Origin of the sequence: Pseudobacillus sp. FSL P4-0506 (genome assembly GCF_038003025.1) — a bacterium.
Taxonomy (GTDB): Bacteria; Bacillota; Bacilli; order Bacillales; family Domibacillaceae; genus Pseudobacillus.
On the sequence record NZ_JBBOOI010000001.1, the window covers coordinates 3,673,334 to 3,695,495 of the forward strand.

The following is a 22,162-nucleotide window of genomic DNA, read 5'->3' on the forward strand; positions in this document are numbered from 1 at the left end:
TCTTCACCCTTTCATCCGTTCAAACGTTTGTATAATTGTTTCAGCCAATATCTCAATTCCTGGATAAAGAGCGTCTATCTGAAAAGTCATTTCAGGATGATGCAGACCCGGGCTTAAATCACAGCCTAATCCGAGCATCGCTGCCTTTACTTCCGGCCGCTTCACTGTGTAAAAATGAAAATCCTCTCCTCCAGTTGTCACGATAGGCGGGACGACATTTTTTTCCCCCAGCACTCTGCTGATCGCATTCTCCATTATATTAGAGGCTTCTTCTGAAACGATAGCCGCTGCCGTTTCGGCTTTTGTTTCTAAATGAATAGACGCTCCGTGAACAACTTCTATTCCTTTGCATGCCTGAACAATTTTCTCTGTCAGTGCTGCCATCACTTCGTTAGTCTGTGCGCGAACATCAATTGAAAAGGTCGCTTTTCCTGGAATAATATTACTCGATTCACCGCCACTTTGAAATTTCGTCATTTTCACTGAATAAGGAATAGACGGATCCATATGGATTTGCTGCATGGCTTGAATGAGCGAGGAACCGATCTCAATGGCATTCTTTCCGAGATGTGGCCTGGCACCATGAGCATCTTCTCCAATAATTTCCCCAGCAATAAACTTGGCTGCTCCATGCCGAATTCCCGGAGAAGCCTGTCCAAAGGATAACTCTTGAATGGGCCGCAGATGAACACCGTAAAGAAAATCCAAGCCATCAATAAGTCCCTTCTCTATCATTTTTAAGGCTCCGGTTCCTTTTTCCTCAGCTGGTTGAAAGATAACGACTAATCGTCCAGGAAAGTAATAATTTATTTTTTTCAGTAATAATAAGGCACCAACAGCCATTGTCATGTGGGCATCATGGCCACACGAATGATTGGCTTGAAATCGGCCGTTGACTTCCTGCCAGAGAGCATCAATATCACAGCGTAGTCCAACTGCCGGTTTCCCTTGGCCCATTTCTACAATGAGACCTGGACAGTCATCAAACGTTCTTACCGTGAACCCTTCATTTGTTAAATAATTGGTTAAAAAAGCGGTTGTGTTGACTTCCTGCCAGCTAATTTCCGGATGAGAATGCAAATAATCATATAATTGCCGTATAGCTGGTTTTAGTTGTTCAAGCTGCTTTTTCATAAAAAACTTCCTTTCTACCGATACAAAACAATGAATATTCAGTTTTTTCTATTTTAAGTAATTAATGATCGATCAATAATAAAATAGATGATCGGCATTTACCTGTTCATATTTTCGCTGTCGCTCCTTTACTTCCTCTGGGTATTGAACATACAAGCTTGCCATTATGGCATTAAGCAAGGAAAACAGCGGAGGAAAAACATCCAGAGTCGATCGCTCCTGGCTTCCTATAGCAAAAGTTAGGTCGCTGAATTCAGTGATCGGTGCTAGTCCAGAATCGGTCAAGCTTATAACAAACGCTCCCCGTTCCTTTGCCTTCTCTGCTATTTGAACCGTCTCCTTCACATATCTATGAAAAGTGATGGCAATAAAAACCGAATGTTCATTCATACTTTGTAGGACAGTTACAAGGTCATCAATCCCAGGCTGCACTAACTTCACCTCATCCCGTACAAGGCCCAATGTAAAAGCAAGCCATTGAGCGGGAGCAAAGGAGGTTCTCATTCCTGTCAAAAAAAGCTTGCCTGCTTCCATTATCCTGCTAACAGCCAGCTGAACGTCTTCTTCCTTAATAGTATCAATAGCTCTTTGGATGTTCTCCGCATCCTTTTCCATCACTTGAGCGAAGAAATGAGGCTCCTGAGCCATTTCCATCTTGGAAGAATAATAGCGGTTTAAGCTGCTTTTATGCTGAATAAGGTATTCGCGAATAATGGATTGCAGATGAGCATAGCCCTGTAACTCGAGCGAATAACAAAAACGAATAACTGTTGTTTCGCTGACAGCAATTTGTTTGCCCACTTCACTCGCAGACAATAAAGCAATTTTTTCAGGAAAATCAAGAACGTATTTCCCTACCTTTTGCTGACCTTTTGACAAGGAAGCATATCTTTCTTTTACTTTAGCTAATATTTCCATGTCCACTTCTCCCTAAATTGAAGCGTAAACAACATTTTTGTTTTCGGTGAAGCTTATGCTTCATAATAGAATATAAATTATCACAATTTTTGTTTATTAACAAGGGATTTTTTTTCAGATAATTTCGTAAAAACACACTTCCTAAAAAAACGAAGAATATTTTTAGACAATCAGGGAAAAGAGAAAGCAATGAACTTCGCTAGAAAGGAGAGAAAATATGCAGTCAAAGTGGGTAAAACTAGCAGCTGGACCCTTCCTTACTGTCATGCTTCTGGGAGCATGCAGCGGCAATGAATCAGAAGAAGAAAAACCAGTAATGGAGGAGCCGACGGATAAAGTTGAGGAAGATGAAGATAATCAAGGTGGTTCCACTGAAAAAAATGCCGAAAATGATGGCAATTCTGAGGAAGATGAAAGAGAAGAAGATCCAGGTATTGATAAGGAAGATACAAAAATGGACGGAAATTAACAGAACAGCTCTGCACCGTATTTTACTAAAATACGGTGCAGAGCTTTTTTAGTACAGGCTCTGTTATACTTGCGTGTTGATTTTCACTGCAGGCGGACGCTTTCCGCGGGCAGTCTGTGACCCTCCTCGTCGCATGCGCGCTTGCGGGCTCTCACCAGGACGCTCTTTTCCCGCTGGAGTCGCTGCCTTCCGTTGCAATCAACGATGGAAAAAACAATATTCATCTTTAACAGAGCCTTAGTATAAAAAAGGGAAGAAAAGAAAAACTAGCCTAGAGGTCAACTAATATACGGAAATAAAGGTGGTCCTATGTACAAAGCCGATTCCATTACTCCTTTTCAACTTATTTTACTGGCGATGACGGCGATCGGTTTAAAGAACCATGTATTTGCTATTTCCCCTTTAGTTCAAACAGCAGGCCGCGATGCATGGATTGCTGTAGTGATTACAATGGTCCTTGCTTTTATTTGGATCCCACTTTTTTTATACATACAAAAAAGAACGGATAAGCAGCCTTTATTTAAATGGCTAGGAACAAAAATCGGCAATAAAGCGACTGTAGTCCTTGCCATTATCTTTATCGGTTACTTGGTTTTAATGGCAGCTGTTACTGCGCGGGAAACGATTACATGGGCAAACATTATGTTTTTGCCTGAAACACCCGCTTTTTTTCTCATTGTGCTATGTAGCTTCGTTTGCTGGGTAATGGCCACAACCAATTTAAGAACATTAAATATCCTCAATATATTTCTATTGTTTTTCATTGTCATTTTTGGCTTCTTTGTCGCCATTGCAAATATTCAACATAAAAATTACTCTTTATTGCTGCCGATATTGGAACATGGCTATGATCCGATAATGAAAAGCCTCATTTTCCAAGCATCAGGGCTTGCTGAAATTTTTATCTTTTTGCTGCTGCAACACAAAATAAATGCCCCGCTCCGTTTTCGTCACTATGCAGCCATTATCATTATTTTAACCGTGCTTACGACCGGGCCACTCATCGGGGCGATCATAGAATTCGGTCCGGTCGAGGCGGCTAAACAGCGCTTTCCAGCCTATGAAGAATGGGGACTTGTGTCGCTTGGTACATTTATTGAACACGTCGATTTTTTATCTATCTATCAATGGATGTCCGGTTCATTTATCCGAATATCACTTATTTTTATTTTAATGAAAGAAATTCTTCCTCTAGAATCAGAAAAAAAGAAAAATATAACGCTCCTATTCATCGCTCTTGCTGTGACAGGGCTGGTTCTAATCCCGATAACTGATTTCACCTTTTCCAAATGGCTCATTTTTATTGCTTTGCCGGCCAGTTTCTGGTTTTTCTCCGCGTTTACTGTTTTGTTCGTCTTACTCGCCATTTTTTTCGGAAGTAAAAAACGGGGGTCTACAAATGAAAACAAAGAAAATTCGACTGAAAAACGTTGAAGAATTAGTGAAACAGAAAAAGAAGGAGCGAACGCCGTCAGCTCAACACTCTTCGCTTACGGTAAGCTCTTTAAAAGATTTGTTCCAAAAAAATAAAGACGTTCAATTTACAGAATTAGCTTTTAATGACGATCCCATTACGCTTGTCTATTGCAGCGGATTAGTCCATGCTGATCTTCTTAAATCAACGATCCCAAAAAGGCTAGAAAAATTTTTTGCAGTCCATAACGGGGCAACAAAAGAGAACATTCACTCGTTGCATGTCCCTTCCCTGCAAATAGTAACGGAAAAAGAAAAAGCGGCAGAGGATATTTTTTCCGGCATGCTTCTCATTGTTTTTCCTGCCGACAAGCTGGTTGTTTCCATAGATATTGCTGATCGGCCGCAGCGAAAACCCGAAGAAACAAATACAGAAGTCAGCATTAAAGGTCCGCGGGATAATTTCATTGAGGATATTACAATCAATCACGCATTGATCAGAAAGAGGCTAAGAACGGTTTCATTGGCAAGCGAGTCGTTTGAAGTCGGAAGAAGATCAAAGACAAAAGTTTTAGTTTTGTATATGGACGATATATCCGATAAGGCGACTTTGGAACAAATTAGACAGCAGATAGAGAAGATCGACATTGATGCATTAGTAAGCGGCACACAGCTGGGAGAATTAATGAATGATGACCCTTACGCCTTTTTCCCACGCCACTCTTATACTGGAAGACCAGATTTTGCTGTTCAATCCTTATTGCAAGGCCGGTTTATCATCTTAATTGATGGTGTAGCCTACGCATATATTACTCCCGTCAATTTATTCTTTTTGCTGAAAAGCGCAGAAGATATGGAATATCCCTATGCCTTTAATTCATTTGAACGCTTACTAAGAGTGGCAGGCATATCAATCGCAACCTTTCTTCCCGGCTTCTGGGTGGCGCTCACTTCCTTCCATCAAAACCAACTTCCTTTAACCCTGCTGGCAACAGTGGTGGAATCTCGAAGCGGCGTTCCCTTTCCAACAGCGTTGGAAGCCATTTTAATGATGCTGTTATTTGAGCTGTTCCGGGAAGCTGGCTTAAGAATGCCGCTTGCCATCGGACAAACACTGAGCGTTGTTGGCGGCTTAATTATTGGGGATGCAGCCATTCGCGCCGGCTTAACGAGCCCCTCTATGCTTGTCGTTATCGCCGGTTCCTTTGTGGCCATGACTACGCTTGTTAATCAGTCATTTATCGGGGTTATCTCGCTTCTTCGCTTTTTCGTTATTATTCTCGTGGCGCTATTTGGTTTTTTCGGTTTCTTTGCTGCAATCTTCCTCATTGGTATTTACGCAGCACGAATTCGCACCTTTGGTGTCCCTTATTTAGAGCTCGCGACCCGCTTAAGCTGGAAGAATATTCTTAAAGCGATGATGCGTTTGCCTGCACAAAAAGACGATAAGCGAGCAAGCATGCTTGATCCCATCGATGCTACTAAAAAGGATGGGCGGCGATGAAGAAAAAAATGAGACGATTTTCGTACACCGGATTGTCGGCCCTGCTCCTTCTTTTGCTAACAGGATGCTGGGATTCCTATGAGCCTGATCGCATGGTTTATGCCCATGCCATAGGGATTGATTATAAAGATGGCTATTATACCATTTACCTGCAGCTTCTTAATTTAGGGATACTCGCTAAACAAGAGTCCGGGTCAGGCAGTGATGAAACAAAAGTAGAGGTTGGAAAGGCATCAGGCAAAACAATAGATCAAGCGATATTTAATTTGTATGAATCTTCCCAGCGCCGTGTTTTCTGGGGGCATTTAGCCGCCATTATTTTCACAGAAGAAGCCCTGCGAGCGCAAGCCGTAAGTCATGCAGTGGACTTATTTGACAGGTATCGTGAAACCCGGTATCGGATGTGGATGTACGCAACAAGAGAGCCGCTTGACAAATTATTAACCACAGTGCCTGTCATGCAGCTCTCTACGGCTCTTTCCAGGCTGGTTGATCCATACGCCTCCTACGATCAACGTTCCATATTAAAACCGGTAGATATGAGGGAACTGCTCATATTTTTAAATGAACCTCCACATGAAGCGATCATTCCATTAGTCGGCACAAACGAAAATAACTGGCGAACAGATAGCGGGAAGCGAAAATCTATTCAGTTAGAAGGAACCGCTATCGTCACAGCAAATTCCTTAAAAAAAGTTTTGCCACTGGAAAAATCAGCAGGACTAAAGTGGGTCAATAAAGATTTGAATCGAGAAGACTTACGAATAAGAAAAGGAAAATATAAGCATACGAGCATTTTAATTAATCACTTGGATGTGCATATAAAGCCTATTGTCAGGAAGGAAGGTATTCGCTTCACAATAAAAGTGAAAGCGAAGGGAGACCTCAGGGAATTAGATCAGCTTGCAAACCTTGCAGAGCTGGAACGCGAGGCAGCAAAAGTGATGGCACTGGAGATAAGGAACACCTTCAAGACAGGGCTGGAGGCTGATGCAGACGTACTGCGCTTATCGGAAGTTTTATACAGAAAAAATGTGCAAGCATGGAAGAGAGTGCAGCAGCAAGGCTCGATTCCATTAACAGAACAATCGCTTGAAAGCATACATGTCGGAGTTAAGATTGTCGAAGGAGAAAAACAGCGTAAGTATCCTACTTTAAAATAAAGATTAGTGAAAAAGCTGTCGTAAAACCGACTATTTAGTTGGCTTCATGACAGCTTCTTTCCTCATGACGATTGTATGGATGACTCTTGTCTTTCGATCATTTCTTTAATGATAACGCCACGCTTTGCCATTTCCTCCATGTACTTGCCACCAGGAACAATTTGCTCTGGAGGATAGACACCCGGTTTATTAATCGTTCCATTTCCAATCATTTGAGCAACAACGGAAATTGTATTGGCCGTTGCTCTCGCCATGGCGGTTACATTGTTAACAGTATCCTTGTATGTGATCATTTCATACGTACAGCTGGTCTTATGGTCTCCTTTTATCCCTTTTGTTTCGACTCTTAACAATACCACATCTTCTTTATCTCTCAAATTCACAATTGGATCGAGAGCTTTCAATAACACATCACGTGGTTTGATTTGCGTACCATTCACATTTACGGCGTAATCTGAACGTGTCAAATTCAAATCAACAAGTAATTTGAATTTTTCTGCATGCCCTGGATAACGTATCGTTTTATATTCCAGACAGTCAAGGGTCGGATAGGAATAGGAAAGCGTCGACGTTCCCCCTGCAGTATGAAATGCTTCTAAAGGACCGAACTTATCAAAATAAACGGTTTCCACTTCTGACAAAGAAGGAATTTCTTGTTTCTTCCCATTCCTAATGATAAAAGAAGCATCCGTATAATGATCAAATACCCCCTCCATTGAAAATACGTGATTATATTCAAGGGGTGGTTCCGGCCGCAGCGGAATGCCTCCTACATACAGCTTGATCGATTCAGTCTTATCAAGTTTACTCACACCGTATCCTGATAAAATGTTAATCATTCCTGGAGCCACACCAAGATCAGGAATAAGTGTAATACCAGCTGTCTTCGCTTCTTCTGACATTTCCAACACCCGTTCCGTTGCCTGGCCAATGTGACCACCTAAATCAACTGAGTGCACACCGGCTGCAATGGCTGCCTCTGCTACAGATACGTTAAACGAATAGAAAAGCGCGTTAATAACAACATCATGCTTTTTCATTAAATGAATAAGCTGGCTTTTATTAGAGGCATCCACGAAAGCTTCAGTTAACTTTGAAGATTGTAAGATTTCACATGTCTGCTTTGCTTTTTGGATATCGTAATCAGCCAGCGTAACTTCGGCCACCTCTTTACAATGCACCAAGTCTCTCGCGGCTTCTTTGCCCATTAGTCCGGATCCTAATACTAAGACGCGCATGTTTGGTTCCTCCTCATTTTTACTTTTTACACCACAGTATATGAGTTAGAATCCATTTCTTGCCCTGGAACATTATAAACAAGACAATTATTCAGCCCTGTATGAATTCGCTGCCGGACCCTCTGCTATTACTTTTCTTATTTTTCTCTTTCTTAAAATAAAGACAAATAAGGATCATTCAATCATTGTAGTCACAATTCCAAGAAGCGTGCTCTCTATTCGTCGAAGAACAATATGAACCAACGCTGACAATGATGGCAGCTCGCCTGGTTGAAGAAAGAATAGTTGTATCAGCTCTTGGCGAACAGTGATCTCCGAGTACGTCAGCCATCCTTGCCGCTCACTTAATAGCCATACCCATCGCGTAATTACCACCATGATCATTACAAATGTCGATGGAAGGAAAGAAATCTTCTCTTTACTTATCGCTATGCCACCTGTCCCATCCGCTTATAGCACACACTCTTTCTTAGTATCTTACTGAAAAATGCTGAATCCTTATACAATGTTGTAAATATACATAATTGGCCTGATAAAAAGAGCATGTCACCCATTAAGGTTTCACATGCTCTTCTTTCATCCCTTCTTTTTATTCCATTCATTTGTTTGACTGTGCGTTTTTAGTACTCCCTGTTACCTCACAGCCTTCCTCTGTGCAAACCGTTCCCTTTTCAATGACTTCGGATGATTGTTGCGGCCTAAGCTTTTCTTCAAGCTCTTCTTCCCATGCCTTCTGCAAAACAGATGCAAACACTTCAACCGGCTGTGCACCGGAAACTGCATATTTGCTATTAAACACAAAAAATGGGACACCCTGCACACCAAGTGTGCGTGCTTCTTCTTCATCAGCTCTTACTTCCTCGGTTAAACAATTTCCCTTCAGGAACAAAGTCACTTCTTCTCGGTTCAACCCCACTTCACTGGCAATTTCCGCTAATACATTGCCATCACTTATAGGCAATGAATCAGTAAAATAAGCCTTCAATAGTCTCTCTGTTATCTCTGCTCCCTTGCCTCTTTCTGCAGCAAATTTAGCTAGGCGATGGGCATCCAGCGTATTCACCGGCTTCATATTTTCAAAATTAAATAGCAAACCGGCTGCTTTTGCTTGTTCACCAATACTAACATTAGCCGCCTTTGCCTGCTCAATACTCATTCCATATTTTTCAGCAAGTATTTCATGAATGACTTTGGAAGGTTCTTTCGGTGCATGGGGGGTAAGCTCATAACTTTTAAACCGGACGTTTACCCGTTCCCTGTATGGAAACTTATCTAATGCTTCTTCCAAGCGACGCTTACCGATATAACAAAATGGACAAACAAAATCTGACCATATAACAATCTCCATCTTTTTACTCCTCTTTTTTTAAATTTTCACTTCTTTATCATAACCGACAGAGTTCGTAACAAAAAGTGGGGTTGTTTGACTATTTTCCCATTTTAAGAAAGTTCCTCTTGGCAAGGTAAAAGTAATCCATTATTATAGTTATTTTAGACATCAAAAACAAGGCATTTTACTATAAAAAGAAGGAACTATTTTTATGAAAGTATCTTTCAAACATTTAATTTTATTTGTTACTCTTGCCTCTGTATTGTTTACTCTTTCTGTCAGTCTGTATTCAGGTTATCGTCTCGAAAGAGAAACGCTCGTGAAGAATGCTTTGGAAACTAATCGCGTGTACGCTGAAAAGCTGGCGCGAACAACAGAGGATTATTTAAAATCCACCTTGCAAGTTTTACAGAATAGTGCTCAAACGGTTGCCCCTTCCATGAAGGGAAATGAGGAAGCCCTTTTAAATGAAGTCAATCGTCTGAAAAGCCAGTCAGATATGTTCAATTCTGTTGCCGTAGTGGATCAAACCGGTAAGATTTTAGCTGTCTCGCCAGAACACCTTAACCTGAAAGACAAATTATTCAGCGCATCGGGCGCTGTGCAGGCGCTAAAAGAAAAGAAACCACTCATTTCCAAGCCATTTATCTCAATTACCGGGCGTTTAATTATTATGATTTCTTATCCTATTTTTAGTGAAAGTGAAGAGTATCTTGGTTTCGTGGGCGGGACAATTTATTTAAAAGAAAGAAGCATTCTCAATCAATTGCTTGGTGAACACTTTTATCATGATGGCTCCTATGTTTACGTGGTGGACGGCGATGGCCGGGTTATTTATCACCAATCTCCGGACCGGATCAACGACATGGTCTCTAAAAACCCTGTCGTTCAAAAATTAATGAACGGACAAAGCGGGGCTCAGCGGGTGACTAATACACAAGGAAAAGATATGATAGCCGGCTATGCAGCCATCCCTGTGGCTGAGTGGGGAGTGGTATCACAACGCCCTTCTTCTGCTGTTCTATCTCCTTCAAATAAGATGATACAACGGATGCTTCTCACATCTCTACCGCCTATTCTTATTTCTCTGGTTATTATTTGGTGGATCCTAATCAAGATAACTCGTCCTTTACAGCAGCTTGCTTACCTGGCAGAAAATTGTTCGGACAGCCGCCAACCACAAGATATCAAAAAAATTCACGCTTGGTATTATAAAGCGATTCAGTTAAAAAAGGCATTATTGAGTGGCTTCCACGTTCTTCATGAAAGAGTCAGTGACTTCCAACAGCAGTCATCGACGGATCCGTTAACCGGATTATATAATCGCAGAGCTATGAATGAACATCTTGTCCAATTGGCTGCAAATAAAACTCCTTTTTCTATTATTCTTTTAGACATTGACCATTTTAAAGTCGTCAATGATGTATACGGTCATATGGTTGGCGATGAAGCGCTTGTCTTTCTTGCCGATTTCATCAAAAGAACAGTTCGCGAAGAAGATATTTGCTGCCGCTATGGAGGAGAAGAGTTTTTAATTATTCTGCCAAATGCGGATCTTAAATTAGCTAAGCACATAGCGGAAAAATTGCGAAGCTCTTTAGCAGAAACAAACAGCCCTACCGGCAAGCCCCTTACTCTCTCTGCAGGAGTAGCCCTCTTTCCGGACGATGCGGTTGTCCCTAATGAACTGATCCATTTAGCTGATCAATGCCTCTATGAAGCCAAGCAAGCCGGAAGAAATAAAGTCATCGCTTCACATGGTAAACGTTAACTGTCACAAAAGAAGCAACGCTGGTCTATATTGTTTCATCCTTCATTATCCGGGTATACACAAAGCAACGATTTATTTAGGAGGTGCTTGTATGCCACACACAGGAGAAACACCCGGAAAAGGTGAGTATAAATGCGAAAAATGCGGACAGGTCCTGACGCTCGACGAGGATAAAGACCGCCTTCCTCCTTGTCCGGAATGCCATGACACCGAATTTGAAGCAGTGTAATCGGTAAAGCCTCACTCCTTATTTTTTAGCGGGTGAGGCTTTATCTTTGTCAAGCTGTCCTTTTACTTTTCTTATGCTGCCGTTCTCTTCCCGTCCTCAACCTCTCCTCGTTTCTTAAAGCCTGGTCATATTCAGGAAGACTGAGCCATTTCTGCTGCTTCTTTGAGCTGGTCAAGTGCTTTCTGTAAATCTTCCCAAATGTCTTGCTTCGCTTCCAAACCAACAGACAGGCGGATGAGCTGGTCAGAAATCCCCATTTCCCTTCTCGTTTGTTCCGGGATACCCGAATGTGTCATAGTTGCTGGATGCTGAATCAATGTTTCTGCGTCACCTAGACTTACTGCGATTTTAATAAATGACAGATGATTAAGTAACTGCTGAGCCTGTTGTTTGCTGCCGTTAATTTCAAAGGAAATTAACCCTCCGCCCTTTCTCATCTGTTTTTGCATAATGTGATAGTCTCCGCCTGCTTGATCACCTGGATAAAATACTTTTTTCACGATAGGATGTTCTTTTAACTGTTCGACAATATACTCCGCATTCTCACAGTGACGATCCATGCGAACCGGAAGCGTTTTCATTCCTCGCAATAACAACCAGGCATCGAAAGGTGAAATCACTCCTCCTACGTCTTTCAATGTCGTTCTGGCAATCGTTTGGATCAACTCTTTTTTTCCGGCTGCAAGCCCAGCAATGACATCTCCATGCCCACCAATATATTTTGTGGCACTATGCAGAACAATGTCACACCCTGCTTGTAAAGGCTGCTGCAGATACGGAGAGGAAAAGGTATTATCAACCACTACCGGAATGCCATACTTTTTGGCAACCTTTGAAACGAGCTCTAGGTCAATTAATTTCATGGTTGGGTTAATGGGGGTTTCTACGTAAATACAAGCCGTTTCTTCACGAATCAGCTGCTCCATTTGTTCTTCCGTTTCCATCCCGCAAAAGTCATGAGTGATTTGATATTTTTCCTTCATCAACTCAAGAAAACCGAATGTACATCCATAAACGCCCTGTGAGCATAAGATGTGATCGCCACTCTTAGTCAAAGCCATTAGTACAGCAGACACTGCTGCCATTCCCGAACCAAAGGCAAGCCCTGCTTCCGCTTCTTCAAGTTCTGCTATTCTTTCCTCCAAAGCCCTTACTGTGGGATTGCCAAGTCTGGAATAAATAAATCCCTCTTCTTCTCCCGCAAAGCGCTGCTCCCCCTGTTCGGCGCTGTCAAATGTAAAAGTAGAGGTTTGAAAAATAGGGGGAGTGAGACTGCCTAAATGTTCTTTCGCATCATAGCCTGCATGGATGATCGCTGTTTCCATATTTTTAAACTTTTCTGCCATCTTATTACGCTCCCTTAATTAATCATACGTTTCTATCATCTCTTTCTCTTCCATTTTATAATAAAATGAGAATTTTGACAGTGTTTTCCACTTAGTAAAAATGACAACTAGTTAATTTAACAGAAAAAGCAGCACTGTATAAGTGCTGCGTCTAATTTTTCGGAACTCTTCGTTTGCTCCATTTCTTCACTAAACAGGCTACCAAGGCCCTGTCATTATTTAAACAGTTCTATGATTCATCGCTTTTACTTTTTCTCGTACTTCAGCAATATTTTTCATTTTATTATCCCAACAAGCTTGGCTTAAATCGACAGGATATTCTTCAGGGTTAAGGGATCGTTTATGCTCTTTCCATAACAATTGGAGATTTTCTCTGGCGAACTCCCGTATTTCTTGGACATCCGGCTGAACGTAAACTAATTGGCCCTTTTGAAAAATGCATTCATGTAGTTCCCGAGCTTCAAAATTAGTAACAAATTTACTGATAAATGTATGCACCGGATGAAACATTTTTAAATGGTCTTCCTCTGATGGATTTTCATACTCCATAGCTAAATAATCGCCTTCTGACTTGCCGTTTTGCTTATTGATAATTCGATACAGGCGTTTTAAGCCAGGCGTCGTTACCTTTTCAGGATTGCCTGAAATCTTAATTGTGTCCTCCATTACGCCTTCCTCGTTTTCGATGGATACCAGCTTATATACAGCCCCTAAAGCTGCTTGATCAAACGCAGTAATTAGTTTTGTACCGACTCCCCAGCTGTCAATTTTTGCGCCTTGTGCTTTTAAATTCATGATCGTATACTCATCTAAATCATTTGAGGCAATAATTTTTGTATCGTAAAACCCAGCATCATCCAGCATCTTTCTCGCTTTTTTAGACAAATAAGCTAAATCCCCGCTATCCAGTCGAATGCCGGCAAAATTAATTTGGTCCCCCAGTTCTTGCGCTACCTTAATTGCCGTCGGAACCCCTGATCTAAGCGTGTCATAAGTATCAACTAGAAAAACACAGTCTTTATGACGCTCTGCATATTTATGAAAAGCTGTATATTCATCTTTATATGTCTGAACGAGTGAATGCGCGTGCGTACCGGAAACAGGAATGCCGAATAGCTTGCCAGCTCTTACGTTACTAGTTCCGTCGAATCCACCAATGTAAGCCGCTCTCGTTCCCCAAATAGCAGCGTCTAGTTCATGAGCTCTCCGGCTTCCAAATTCCATCGCTAATTCCTCGCCAACCACTTGTTTAATACGGGAAGCTTTCGTGGCGATTAACGTTTGATAGTTAACAATATTCAATAAAGCCGTTTCGATAATTTGCGCTTCTGCGAGTGGAGCTTCCAATCTTAAGATCGGCTCGTTGCCAAAAACCATCTCTCCTTCACGCATCGCTTTTAATGTGCCCGTAAAAGTCATTTCTTTTAAGTAGGCAAGAAAGTCTTCTGCATACCCCAACTCATCCCGCAAGTAGGCAATGTCACTTTCCGAAAAGCTAAAGTTCTTCAAATACTCTATAATTCTTTCCAAACCTGCAAAAATGGCATATCCATTACCAAAAGGAAGCTTTCTAAAGTATAATTCAAACACGGCTTTTTTATTGTGAATGCCATCATGCCAATAGGTTTCTACCATATTAATTTGATACAAATCTGTATGCAAGGCCATGCTGTCATCTTCAAAATGTTTGTTCATGTCTGCTCGTTCCCTCCACAATTAAATCACTTTTGCCGCTAAACAATCTTGAAAATGACGCAATGCCCATTCGTGGCCCGTCTGATTGAAGCTTGCAACTGCATTTTGGTGAACAACAATAGAATAACCTTTATTGTAGGCATCAACTGCTGTATGCAACACACAAATATCTGTACATACACCTACTAAGTGAATCTCAGTAATTCCTCGTTCCCGGAGTTTAATATCCAAGTCGGTTCCTGCAAAAGCCGAATAGCGGGTTTTGTCCATATAATAAAGCTGTTCCGTATTCTTATTTTCCTGATAGACAGCTTCCAGTCGTCCATATAGCTCTCGCCCTTCTGTTCCTTCGATGTTGTGGGGCGGAAACAGTTTCGTTTCTGGATGATAGGGGTCATCCTTTTTATGTACATCAATTGCCAGCACAACAAAATCTTCATTTGCCAAAAATTGTTCTGTCAGCGAGACAATTGCCTCTTCAATATCCATCCCCGGCTGGCCAACTGGCAGTGCTCCGTTCACAAAATCAATCGTATAATCCACATTGATTAGTGCTTTTTTGCCCATCCTTCCTCATTCCTCCTTATGTGATGTTTTTCACTTATAAATGCTCTTAATTGGATTATATTCATTAAAACGATAAAGTGTAGTTTTAAATTTAGAATTTCTCTGTGTCGTTTTTGGACTGCCATCTTCGTTCAGCACTTTCTCGATAAATGGAAACTTGGGTGCTTTTCGCCAAAAAAATGGTTCTGATTTAACTACTTCTTCGACGAGATCTCCCGATACACATAGAATGATGTGCCGAAGCTCAGATAAGGTAAATTCCGCTGGAAGAAATTCTTTCGCCAATGTCGTTTGCAACATCTCTAATTGAATTTTCTCCAAGGCGTCTTTAATAATGAGTTTATGGTCAAAAGCAAGCGGTAAATTAAGCGCTTCTTGGACATTAAATAACTGGACGTCCATCGCATCATCACCGGCTTTTCTCCCCTCTAACAAATATTCCGGAACGGCAGCATAATAAGCATTAGAAATCATCCAACCCCTCGGATCACGACCTTCCTTGTCATACACGGCATAATGTTTCAAATAGATGCCGTTCAGACCTGTTTCTTCTTCCAGTTCTCGCATCGCTGCGTCAAGGGCTGTTTCATTCGGCGCTACGAAGCCTCCAGGCAGCGCCCACTTTCCGCCTTCAATATTAGGCCGTCCTTCACTATTTTGCAAAGCTCTCTTAATAAGGAGAAGATGAAGGGAACCGGAAAATTCTGCTTTCTCATCTTGTTTAATCGTAAAAATAACAATATCGCTCGTATAACCATCTGGAGTACGATACTGTCTACTATCATACTCCTTTAGCGCCTCTCTGTGGGAGATAAATTTGTCCACTTTCTTTTTTCACCTCAATAATTACTTTCAATTTATTAATGATTAACCAATCGTTAATCAAAATATACACGAAATACGCAGCTAATACAACATTTCTTATAAAAAGACAAAAAAAATGAGGCTCTTATGCCCCTGATACTGCCTGTAATTTATGCTCCTTTTTTAACCCTTGGCCGTTGGCTAATAGCTTTTAATATTGACATCTTATCTTGAGCGGTTAACATTCTCCAACTTTTTACTTTGATTTTCATGTTGAATCCCACCTTTATATGATGTTGAAATATTTTATAATCCATTATTCATGTGATGGCTGTTTGCTCCTCTTATTCTATAATTACCGTTTTTCAGTAAAAATAAAACAAAATTCGTTCCTCAAAAAATGACTAAAATCCGCAAAAAATTTATTTTTCAAAAAAATAGGTTTATTAAGAAACAGGACGGGTAAATAAAAACCACAAGGCGGAACTACCGAAAGAAGGGACTGGTAAACATGCGTTTACAAGCGACTTCACAGGATGAATTGCACAGCCTTGGCGGAAAATTTGCTTTGCTGACGAAAGGCACACTCGTCAGGAACCGATATATTTAGGTTCCACCGGTAAGCGTTCAATCAGTAAGTGTAGTTTTTTGCAAAAGTGCAAGTGGAATGCAGGTTAATGGGAATCCACCGAAGAGAATAGTAAACGATTGTTTACAAATACCTTCACCGGATGAACAAACTGCATCGGTAAATGTAAGTTGATCTGGCGATGAGTCTTCTCGTCGGGATGAACAAATTTTAAAGACTGTTCAACGGATAAAATTTTCCGCGTGCAACTCCCTGTCACAGGGACGAGAAAAGCATGCTCCGAATGGAGTGTGCTTTTTTCGTTTTGTTAAAGCTGTCAGGTCGAGCGAACAATTGCTTTATTCTATCGTCTATTTTTCCTGCTTGGCCTTCTTTATGAGGCGGCTGTTTATCATACTCTGTCTTGCTGATGCATAAGATAAGTAAAATTTAAAAATAGGAGGAGTTGTTATGCCCTCTATTATTAATATTTACAGCTTAAAAATTAATAACGTTTCCAACAACGGATCAATCAATATTGGAGATGCTCTTCATAACGCCCACACAGCCAATACAAAATCCCAAGGATCCAATGCATCCTTTGGTGATATTTCTCCTACAGAATCCACTATGGAAAATGTGTTTATCGATCCCGATGTAAACGATATGGGAGATATCGCAAACCCAGCTAACGTCAATTCCTCTCAAATGTAATAGATTTGGTTTATTGATTTTTCGAAGTGCGAAGTCTGTCGAGAATAAGAGAACGAGTAGCAACAAAAAGGGAGTGTTTGTCATATTTCGGTGTAAGTATTCTGTATTTTCTTTTCTGTTCCTCTTTTATTCCCTTCTCATATAGTGATTAGTAGACTCACAAAGGAGGAAAATTGATGCCCTTTGTAATCAATATTTTTAACATTAAAACAAACGGAGTGACACAGAACGGAAACATTGATGTCGGCGGTACTGTTCATAACAGCCACACAGCGAATACTAAATTTGTTGGCGGTAATATTTCACTAGGTGATTTTTCACCTTCTTCTTCCTGTATGGGCAATGGAGTGCTCGATAGCGACCTAAGCGATCAAGACCAAATTGCTAATCCATCTATGCCAGTGGCTAATCAGTTTTAACCAAAAGAAAGGAGCGCTGTTATGTTTCCTTTTCAATCCCCCTTTCCTGCAATGAATGAATGGCAAAAATGGCTCAATCATTTAAATGAGAAAGACGTTGAAAAGTATGTGCAAAACGTTTTATCATCTTCTTTACCGTCATCATGGCAAACGAATGAAAAAATGCAGGACTTTAGAAAAGATGAGGATAACTATTCGTATCGCTCTTCTTCAAGTGCAGAAGCACCTTCACTTCGGGAGGCTGTTTTTGAAACTCATGAGGCGGTCTATGTGAAGATCTCTATTCCTGATCCTTCTATTTTTGATCATTTAAAAATTTTCCATACATCTAATCAGACAATTCTGGAGGGCTTGCCTGCACCCCATAACAAAAAAGTAATTATCCTCCCAGCTATCGTAAAGAAAAAAGGTGCAGCCGCTAATTACAAAGACGGGATTTTACAAATTATGCTTCCTAAAGAAGTTGACTTTCAATATACAGAGATAGATGTCCGTCATTTGGATTGACCAATCCTACTGATCATTTACTATTCCTCAATAAGAAACAAGGAGGAAGGATACTTTGGACTTTGAAAAATTTAAACAATGGATGGAGTTTGCCCAGAATTATCAAACCGGAGAGTTTTGGAATTCTGTCTTGGATCCCTCTAAGGCAGATATAATGAGTAGAGAACCTGTTGACCCTACGCAAAAATTTCCGCCTGTCGATATGTTTATTGATGAATCGAGGGTCATATTAGTCATTGAACTGCCGGGCTTCACACAAGAAGAAGTACGTCTGCTCGTTTCAGGGAACACTTTAACCATTGAAGGAACCTCCTCCCCTGCCTTTGATATGAAGCCGGCTATAACCGAACGTTACCAGGGTGAGTTTAAGAGAACCCTTCAGCTCCCCGAACCAGTTGAAGGCAAAAATATTTCTGCCAGATTTCACAACGGCCTGCTGTTTTTAAGCTACTTTCGTACCCGGATCAAACAAGAAAGAATTTTTATCGAATAGCTCTTTTTAACAATTGCTCCTTTATGAGATAATTTACTACAAAAAAAGCGTGGGGATTTTATGTGACAAATATATCTGATGAACTCTTAAATATGATCCAAAAACTTGATCAGAAAATACAACATGTCACAAGCCAAGTGCAAAAAATCAAACAGCGCACAAACGACCCTATTATCATATCCCACTCTCTACCTAATAGCTGGGAAAAGCTTATTGCTGCAAAGGTGAAAGAGAAACAGTTGGAGAATAACCTTTTATTAACCGAGCAGCTAAAACAGACACAACAGCGATTGGTTGAACTAGAAAACATAACAATCCCCCACCTGCAAAGTAAAATACAGGCGTTGGAAGATCAATTATCCCTCTTTCAAAAATATTATTCATCAATGTCCGCTGTACAGCCTATTGTTTTTCAGGAATTTTCTATTGATCGAGTTTTTTTGGATAAGTATGAACAAACAAACAACTTAGGTCAGTTAGGCATTAGAGAGTTAAATGGAAAGCTACATATTGGCGCTGTTTATCCTCCTCATTTCGAGACTGAAAAAAATGCTGAAGATAGCGAACAGGCGAAAACAACGAAAGAGGAGGACCGGTCTGAGGGATAACTTGACCGCTTTGCTAAGCTATTAGGCAAACAAAAAAATTGTCCCTCTACCTAAAGAACAGTCTCGTCAATTGGCTTTAGGAAAAATACTGTTTTATTTACATGAAAAAGGGTAATTTAATGAGGACGAGAGTACACTTTAATTGCCGATTAGGCGGTTTAGCATTGATTATTAATAGGTAAGGAGCTTACACTTATGTCCCTCACACCCGAGCAGCGCGTTGAATTACACGGCTTTAACAACTTAACAAAAACACTAAGCTTTAATATGTATGATATTTGCTATACGACTACCCAGGAAGAACGGGATGCTTACATTGAATATATCGATGAGCAATATAACGCGGAACGCTTGACAAATATTTTAAAAACAGTAGCTAATATGATTGGGGCTCATGTTCTCAATATTGCCAAACAGGATTATGTCCCGCAAGGAGCGAGCGTCACTTTACTTGTTTCTGAAGGACCAGTCGTTGAAGTGCCGGCTGAATCCCTGGATGAATCCCCCGGCCCGCTGCCCGATTCGGTTGCAATGCATCTTGATAAAAGCCATATTACTGTTCACACTTATCCTGAGTTTCATCCATATGAAGGGATTAGCACGTTCCGTGCAGATATTGATGTGTCCACCTGTGGAGAAATCTCACCGCTTAAAGCGCTCAATTATTTAATTCATTCCTTTGATACCGATATCATGACTATTGATTATCGGGTACGCGGATTTACACGTGATAAAAATGGTCACAAGCTATTCATTGACCATGATATCAATTCCATTCAAAATTACATTCCAGAGGAAGTCAAACAGCAATACGATATGATCGATGTCAATGTCTATCAGCAAAACATTTTTCATACAAAATGCAAACTAAGAGATTTTGACTTAGACAACTATTTGTTTGGCCACTCACCTGACGAACTTTCCCCTCAGCAAGTGCAGGAAATTACGGAGAAATTAAAGATTGAGATGGATGAAATCTTTTACGGACAAAATATCCGGCAGCCAAACAATCCATAAATAAGCAGCCGCTCTTCTTAACAAAGCGGCTGCTTATTAGTTATTTAATCATTTTTTCCTACTCATGATACAAGCGAAAAATAACCTGTCCTTTAATCACTTCTTTTTGATTTTGATTAACAGCTACCGTATCAAAAAATCGCCTACTTTCAGACTTTTTCGCTACCTTTGCTCGCAATGTCAAGATATCGTCCAGCCTCACCATTTCTTTGAATCGAATAGAATACTCCTGAATAAATCCTTCCTCATAATAAGGGGTAAATATCTTTGACAGATTTCCCATTGTCCACATGCCGTGAGCGATAATGCCCGGCAGACCTGCTTTCTCTGCCTCTTTGTCGATAGTATGAATCGGATTAAAATCTCCTGAAGCACCGGAATATTGGATGAGGTCCATCCTTGTGACAGGTGAAAGCTGCACATCTGCCAGCAGTTCACCTACTGAGTAATCAGTTAATCTTTTCAAGGAAGCATCCCCTTTCTGACCGACTCATTAAGAATGATAATTTGCTTAGCGGTAAAAAGAGGATTCCCCACAGCATCTTCTCCATATTTAGTTAAAAATAAAAAGCCCAACCTTTGATTATTTCCTGCTTTTTCTACATAGTTTTTCACTTCCATCCAACAATACACCGTTTCTCCAACAAGAAGCGGCCGTTCATAGCAAAAGGTTTGTTCTCCATGAATAAGTCCCTTATCCGGCAATTGAAAATCAGCAATGGTCCCATAATTAAATGTAACAGGAAAGGTGGGAGGCGCCAGGTTTTCTTTGTATCTTGACTGTTTTCCCACTTCTTCATTTGTATAGAGAGGGTGAGGGTCGTTAATTGCTTCGGCAAACTTCCTGACTGCCCCTCTTTCCACATCGTTTTTTATTTTTCCTGATTTCTTGCCAATACTGTGACGCAGCACAGCTCCACCTCCTGTCAATTTTCAGGACCGCCCGCTACATAAAGAACTTGTCCATTAATAAAGGAGGAACGCTCGTCAGCAAAAAAGGCGACTGCCTGAGCAATGTCTTCTGGCCTTCCAATCCTCCCAACGGGAATTTCATTGGCCTTTGCTTTCGCTAATTCCGCAAATGGGACACCAATTCTTTCAGCTGTTGCTTTTGTCATATCTGTTTCAATAAATCCTGGAGCTACAGCATTCACTGTAACGCCGAATGGGCCAAGCTCAATAGCTAATGTTTTGGTTAAGCCCTGGATTCCAGCTTTAGCTGTTGCATAGTTTGCCTGTCCACGGTTGCCAAGAGCAGATGTTGAGGAAATGTTGATGACCCTTCCATATTGTTGCTTTACCATGTACTTTTGGGCGGCACGGCATGCGTAGAAAGCTCCTTTTAAATGGACATCCATAACGGTCAGCCAATCATCATCTGTCATTTTAAATAATAAATTATCCCGAAGGACCCCTGCATTATTAACTAGAATATCAATGGCGCCAAATGCCCCATAAACTTCCTTCATTGCCTGCTCTATTTGCTCCTGCTCTGTCACGCTCGCTATTTTTGTATAAATGGGAAATCCTTTTTCTGCAAGCTCTTTTTCCGTTTCTACGACGGCCTGTTCATTCACATCAATAATAGCTACGTTGGCTCCTTCCTCTGCAAATCGCTTAACGATTTCTTTACCAATTCCCCGGCTTCCGCCTGTTACAAAGGCTGTTCTTCCTTTAAACCTTCCCGTCATGCCCTCTCCCCCTTATCTAGACTTGCAGGCTGAATCAACTTAAATGTTCCCGTTCCCTTAGCTATCAGCTTTCCTTCCCTATCTTTCATGGTTCCTTCAACGAATGCCATTTTGTGTCCTTTGGAAATGACCTCCGCTTCAGCGAGAATCTCTCCGCCCGTTACTGGAGCAACAAAATGGACCGTTGAACTCGTGGTCACACACCGCGTCTTCGTTACCGAACGTAAATGCATGCTTTGGATAAAGTCAAGAATAGAGGCATATACACCGCCGTGCAAAGTATGGTTCGTATTCAGCAAATAGTCTTTCATACTCAGCTTAATTTGGACATTCCCTTCTTCAAATCGCACAATTTCTAAGCCTAAATGGTGAAGAAAGGGACATTCTTCAAATTCCTTCAAAATGTCTTCAAGCAGCAAACCATATCCTCCTTTCAATCAATCTGATTACATGAAAACTTTAAATCTCCTCTCTCTATAATAATTGGCTTGCTCTTACCCTTTTCCTCCTTATCTCATCTGATTTTTCTAGAAGCTAAAAACAAGGAGTAAAAAAGAGCATTCT

25 protein-coding genes are annotated in these 22,162 nt (G+C 40.8%); 12 read left to right on the top strand and 13 right to left on the bottom strand.

Annotated elements, in window-relative coordinates:
- Positions 1 to 3: 3 nt before the first annotated feature.
- The gene (locus MKZ02_RS18140; RefSeq protein ID WP_340855001.1) at positions 4 to 1,134 is read right to left on the bottom strand and encodes a M20 peptidase aminoacylase family protein; all 1,131 of its coding nucleotides are present in this window, start codon (positions 1,132 to 1,134) and stop codon (positions 4 to 6) included.
- Positions 1,135 to 1,206: 72 nt separating this feature from the next.
- Positions 1,207 to 2,052: a MurR/RpiR family transcriptional regulator gene (locus tag MKZ02_RS18145; RefSeq protein WP_340855004.1), complete on the bottom strand. Its 846-nt coding sequence runs from the start codon at positions 2,050 to 2,052 to the stop codon at positions 1,207 to 1,209.
- A gap of 217 nt (positions 2,053 to 2,269) precedes the next feature.
- Between MKZ02_RS18145 and MKZ02_RS18150 the strand changes: the two genes are divergently transcribed.
- The 4 genes from MKZ02_RS18150 to MKZ02_RS18165 all read left to right on the top strand — a co-directional run bounded on the left by MKZ02_RS18150 (position 2,270) and on the right by MKZ02_RS18165 (position 6,601).
- Positions 2,270 to 2,521, top strand: a complete 252-nt coding sequence (locus MKZ02_RS18150) for a hypothetical protein (protein WP_340855007.1) — start codon at positions 2,270 to 2,272, stop codon at positions 2,519 to 2,521.
- A 309-nt stretch (positions 2,522 to 2,830) separates the two neighbouring features.
- Positions 2,831 to 3,955 (top strand): GerAB/ArcD/ProY family transporter, encoded by a 1,125-nt coding sequence (locus MKZ02_RS18155; protein WP_340855009.1) that lies wholly within the window; start codon positions 2,831 to 2,833, stop codon positions 3,953 to 3,955.
- A complete protein-coding gene (locus MKZ02_RS18160; protein WP_340855011.1) occupies positions 3,921 to 5,438 on the top strand; it encodes a spore germination protein in 1,518 nt (505 codons plus the stop codon). Before MKZ02_RS18155 ends, MKZ02_RS18160 begins: the two co-directional genes overlap by 35 nt.
- On the top strand, positions 5,435 to 6,601 hold the full coding sequence (locus MKZ02_RS18165; RefSeq protein WP_340855013.1) for a Ger(x)C family spore germination protein: 1,167 nt from the start codon (positions 5,435 to 5,437) through the stop codon (positions 6,599 to 6,601). Before MKZ02_RS18160 ends, MKZ02_RS18165 begins: the two co-directional genes overlap by 4 nt.
- Before the next feature lie 62 nt (positions 6,602 to 6,663).
- On the opposite strand, the gene MKZ02_RS18170 is transcribed toward MKZ02_RS18165, so the two are convergent.
- From MKZ02_RS18170 to MKZ02_RS18180, 3 genes are all read right to left on the bottom strand, one after another.
- Positions 6,664 to 7,839, bottom strand: coding sequence for a saccharopine dehydrogenase family protein (locus MKZ02_RS18170; RefSeq protein ID WP_340855017.1), 1,176 nt, complete (start codon positions 7,837 to 7,839; stop codon positions 6,664 to 6,666).
- A gap of 174 nt (positions 7,840 to 8,013) precedes the next feature.
- Complete coding sequence (locus MKZ02_RS18175; RefSeq protein ID WP_142927243.1) at positions 8,014 to 8,217, bottom strand: hypothetical protein; 204 nt, start codon at positions 8,215 to 8,217, stop codon at positions 8,014 to 8,016.
- A 220-nt stretch (positions 8,218 to 8,437) separates the two neighbouring features.
- Positions 8,438 to 9,187: a DsbA family oxidoreductase gene (locus tag MKZ02_RS18180; protein WP_120036818.1), complete on the bottom strand. Its 750-nt coding sequence runs from the start codon at positions 9,185 to 9,187 to the stop codon at positions 8,438 to 8,440.
- Between the two features lie 193 nt (positions 9,188 to 9,380).
- On the opposite strand from MKZ02_RS18180, the gene MKZ02_RS18185 reads away from it, so the two are divergent.
- Together MKZ02_RS18185 and MKZ02_RS18190 are read left to right on the top strand one after the other, a co-directional pair.
- A complete protein-coding gene (locus MKZ02_RS18185; protein ID WP_340855024.1) occupies positions 9,381 to 10,940 on the top strand; it encodes a sensor domain-containing diguanylate cyclase in 1,560 nt (519 codons plus the stop codon).
- A gap of 91 nt (positions 10,941 to 11,031) precedes the next feature.
- Positions 11,032 to 11,169 (top strand): zinc ribbon-containing protein, encoded by a 138-nt coding sequence (locus MKZ02_RS18190; protein ID WP_120036814.1) that lies wholly within the window; start codon positions 11,032 to 11,034, stop codon positions 11,167 to 11,169.
- Positions 11,170 to 11,300: 131 nt separating this feature from the next.
- Here MKZ02_RS18190 and megL read toward each other — a convergent pair whose 3' ends face one another.
- From megL to MKZ02_RS18210, 4 genes are all read right to left on the bottom strand, one after another.
- Positions 11,301 to 12,515, bottom strand: a complete 1,215-nt coding sequence (megL, locus tag MKZ02_RS18195; protein WP_120036812.1) for a methionine gamma-lyase — start codon at positions 12,513 to 12,515, stop codon at positions 11,301 to 11,303.
- A 219-nt stretch (positions 12,516 to 12,734) separates the two neighbouring features.
- The gene (locus MKZ02_RS18200) at positions 12,735 to 14,210 is read right to left on the bottom strand and encodes a nicotinate phosphoribosyltransferase (RefSeq protein ID WP_340855029.1); all 1,476 of its coding nucleotides are present in this window, start codon (positions 14,208 to 14,210) and stop codon (positions 12,735 to 12,737) included.
- Between the two features lie 21 nt (positions 14,211 to 14,231).
- Positions 14,232 to 14,777 carry a cysteine hydrolase family protein gene (locus tag MKZ02_RS18205; RefSeq protein ID WP_340855032.1) on the bottom strand — a complete coding sequence of 182 codons (546 nt, stop codon included), beginning with the start codon at positions 14,775 to 14,777 and terminating at the stop codon, positions 14,232 to 14,234.
- A gap of 30 nt (positions 14,778 to 14,807) precedes the next feature.
- Complete coding sequence (locus MKZ02_RS18210; RefSeq protein WP_259455723.1) at positions 14,808 to 15,602, bottom strand: NUDIX hydrolase; 795 nt, start codon at positions 15,600 to 15,602, stop codon at positions 14,808 to 14,810.
- 1,018 nt (positions 15,603 to 16,620) lie between these two features.
- Between MKZ02_RS18210 and MKZ02_RS18215 the strand changes: the two genes are divergently transcribed.
- The 6 genes from MKZ02_RS18215 (at position 16,621) to speD (ending at position 19,907) form a co-directional block, all read left to right on the top strand.
- Positions 16,621 to 16,863: a spore germination protein gene (locus MKZ02_RS18215; RefSeq protein WP_340855036.1), complete on the top strand. Its 243-nt coding sequence runs from the start codon at positions 16,621 to 16,623 to the stop codon at positions 16,861 to 16,863.
- A 176-nt stretch (positions 16,864 to 17,039) separates the two neighbouring features.
- Positions 17,040 to 17,282, top strand: coding sequence for a spore germination protein (locus MKZ02_RS18220; RefSeq protein WP_340855038.1), 243 nt, complete (start codon positions 17,040 to 17,042; stop codon positions 17,280 to 17,282).
- 21 nt (positions 17,283 to 17,303) lie between these two features.
- On the top strand, positions 17,304 to 17,789 hold the full coding sequence (locus MKZ02_RS18225) for an Hsp20/alpha crystallin family protein (RefSeq protein WP_340855042.1): 486 nt from the start codon (positions 17,304 to 17,306) through the stop codon (positions 17,787 to 17,789).
- Positions 17,790 to 17,844: 55 nt separating this feature from the next.
- The gene (locus MKZ02_RS18230; RefSeq protein ID WP_340855044.1) at positions 17,845 to 18,282 is read left to right on the top strand and encodes an Hsp20/alpha crystallin family protein; all 438 of its coding nucleotides are present in this window, start codon (positions 17,845 to 17,847) and stop codon (positions 18,280 to 18,282) included.
- A gap of 62 nt (positions 18,283 to 18,344) precedes the next feature.
- A complete protein-coding gene (locus MKZ02_RS18235) occupies positions 18,345 to 18,890 on the top strand; it encodes a hypothetical protein (protein WP_340855047.1) in 546 nt (181 codons plus the stop codon).
- 195 nt (positions 18,891 to 19,085) lie between these two features.
- Complete coding sequence (speD, locus tag MKZ02_RS18240) at positions 19,086 to 19,907, top strand: adenosylmethionine decarboxylase (protein WP_120036802.1); 822 nt, start codon at positions 19,086 to 19,088, stop codon at positions 19,905 to 19,907.
- Positions 19,908 to 19,965: 58 nt separating this feature from the next.
- On the opposite strand, the gene MKZ02_RS18245 is transcribed toward speD, so the two are convergent.
- From MKZ02_RS18245 to MKZ02_RS18260, 4 genes are read right to left on the bottom strand one after another with little or no spacing between them, the layout of a single operon-like run.
- A complete protein-coding gene (locus MKZ02_RS18245) occupies positions 19,966 to 20,373 on the bottom strand; it encodes a MaoC/PaaZ C-terminal domain-containing protein (protein ID WP_340855050.1) in 408 nt (135 codons plus the stop codon).
- The gene (locus MKZ02_RS18250) at positions 20,370 to 20,819 is read right to left on the bottom strand and encodes a MaoC family dehydratase N-terminal domain-containing protein (RefSeq protein ID WP_340855053.1); all 450 of its coding nucleotides are present in this window, start codon (positions 20,817 to 20,819) and stop codon (positions 20,370 to 20,372) included. Before MKZ02_RS18250 ends, MKZ02_RS18245 begins: the two co-directional genes overlap by 4 nt.
- A 14-nt stretch (positions 20,820 to 20,833) precedes the next feature.
- On the bottom strand, positions 20,834 to 21,598 hold the full coding sequence (gene fabG, locus MKZ02_RS18255) for a 3-oxoacyl-ACP reductase FabG (protein WP_340855057.1): 765 nt from the start codon (positions 21,596 to 21,598) through the stop codon (positions 20,834 to 20,836).
- The gene (locus tag MKZ02_RS18260; RefSeq protein WP_340855059.1) at positions 21,595 to 22,017 is read right to left on the bottom strand and encodes a PaaI family thioesterase; all 423 of its coding nucleotides are present in this window, start codon (positions 22,015 to 22,017) and stop codon (positions 21,595 to 21,597) included. The genes fabG and MKZ02_RS18260 overlap by 4 nt, the downstream gene beginning before the upstream one ends.
- Between the last annotated feature and the right edge of the window lie 145 nt (positions 22,018 to 22,162).

What these genes read in the sequence shown, in the direction of transcription:
- MKZ02_RS18225 (WP_340855042.1), top strand. Translation starts at nt 17,304, where the DNA reads ATGTTTCCTTTTCAATCCCCCTTTCCTGCAATGAATGAATGGCAAAAA.
- MKZ02_RS18175 (WP_142927243.1), bottom strand. Translation starts at nt 8,217, where the DNA reads ATGGTGGTAATTACGCGATGGGTATGGCTATTAAGTGAGCGGCAAGGA.
- MKZ02_RS18160 (WP_340855011.1), top strand. Translation starts at nt 3,921, where the DNA reads ATGAAAACAAAGAAAATTCGACTGAAAAACGTTGAAGAATTAGTGAAA.
- MKZ02_RS18180 (WP_120036818.1), bottom strand. Translation starts at nt 9,187, where the DNA reads ATGGAGATTGTTATATGGTCAGATTTTGTTTGTCCATTTTGTTATATC.
- fabG (WP_340855057.1), bottom strand. Translation starts at nt 21,598, where the DNA reads ATGACGGGAAGGTTTAAAGGAAGAACAGCCTTTGTAACAGGCGGAAGC.
- MKZ02_RS18170 (WP_340855017.1), bottom strand. Translation starts at nt 7,839, where the DNA reads ATGCGCGTCTTAGTATTAGGATCCGGACTAATGGGCAAAGAAGCCGCG.
- MKZ02_RS18145 (WP_340855004.1), bottom strand. Translation starts at nt 2,052, where the DNA reads ATGGAAATATTAGCTAAAGTAAAAGAAAGATATGCTTCCTTGTCAAAA.
- MKZ02_RS18165 (WP_340855013.1), top strand. Translation starts at nt 5,435, where the DNA reads ATGAAGAAAAAAATGAGACGATTTTCGTACACCGGATTGTCGGCCCTG.
- MKZ02_RS18190 (WP_120036814.1), top strand. Translation starts at nt 11,032, where the DNA reads ATGCCACACACAGGAGAAACACCCGGAAAAGGTGAGTATAAATGCGAA.
- speD (WP_120036802.1), top strand. Translation starts at nt 19,086, where the DNA reads ATGTCCCTCACACCCGAGCAGCGCGTTGAATTACACGGCTTTAACAAC.
- MKZ02_RS18200 (WP_340855029.1), bottom strand. Translation starts at nt 14,210, where the DNA reads ATGAACAAACATTTTGAAGATGACAGCATGGCCTTGCATACAGATTTG.
- MKZ02_RS18220 (WP_340855038.1), top strand. Translation starts at nt 17,040, where the DNA reads ATGCCCTTTGTAATCAATATTTTTAACATTAAAACAAACGGAGTGACA.
- MKZ02_RS18185 (WP_340855024.1), top strand. Translation starts at nt 9,381, where the DNA reads ATGAAAGTATCTTTCAAACATTTAATTTTATTTGTTACTCTTGCCTCT.
- MKZ02_RS18150 (WP_340855007.1), top strand. Translation starts at nt 2,270, where the DNA reads ATGCAGTCAAAGTGGGTAAAACTAGCAGCTGGACCCTTCCTTACTGTC.
- megL (WP_120036812.1), bottom strand. Translation starts at nt 12,515, where the DNA reads ATGGCAGAAAAGTTTAAAAATATGGAAACAGCGATCATCCATGCAGGC.
- MKZ02_RS18155 (WP_340855009.1), top strand. Translation starts at nt 2,831, where the DNA reads ATGTACAAAGCCGATTCCATTACTCCTTTTCAACTTATTTTACTGGCG.
- MKZ02_RS18140 (WP_340855001.1), bottom strand. Translation starts at nt 1,134, where the DNA reads ATGAAAAAGCAGCTTGAACAACTAAAACCAGCTATACGGCAATTATAT.
- MKZ02_RS18215 (WP_340855036.1), top strand. Translation starts at nt 16,621, where the DNA reads ATGCCCTCTATTATTAATATTTACAGCTTAAAAATTAATAACGTTTCC.
- MKZ02_RS18205 (WP_340855032.1), bottom strand. Translation starts at nt 14,777, where the DNA reads ATGGGCAAAAAAGCACTAATCAATGTGGATTATACGATTGATTTTGTG.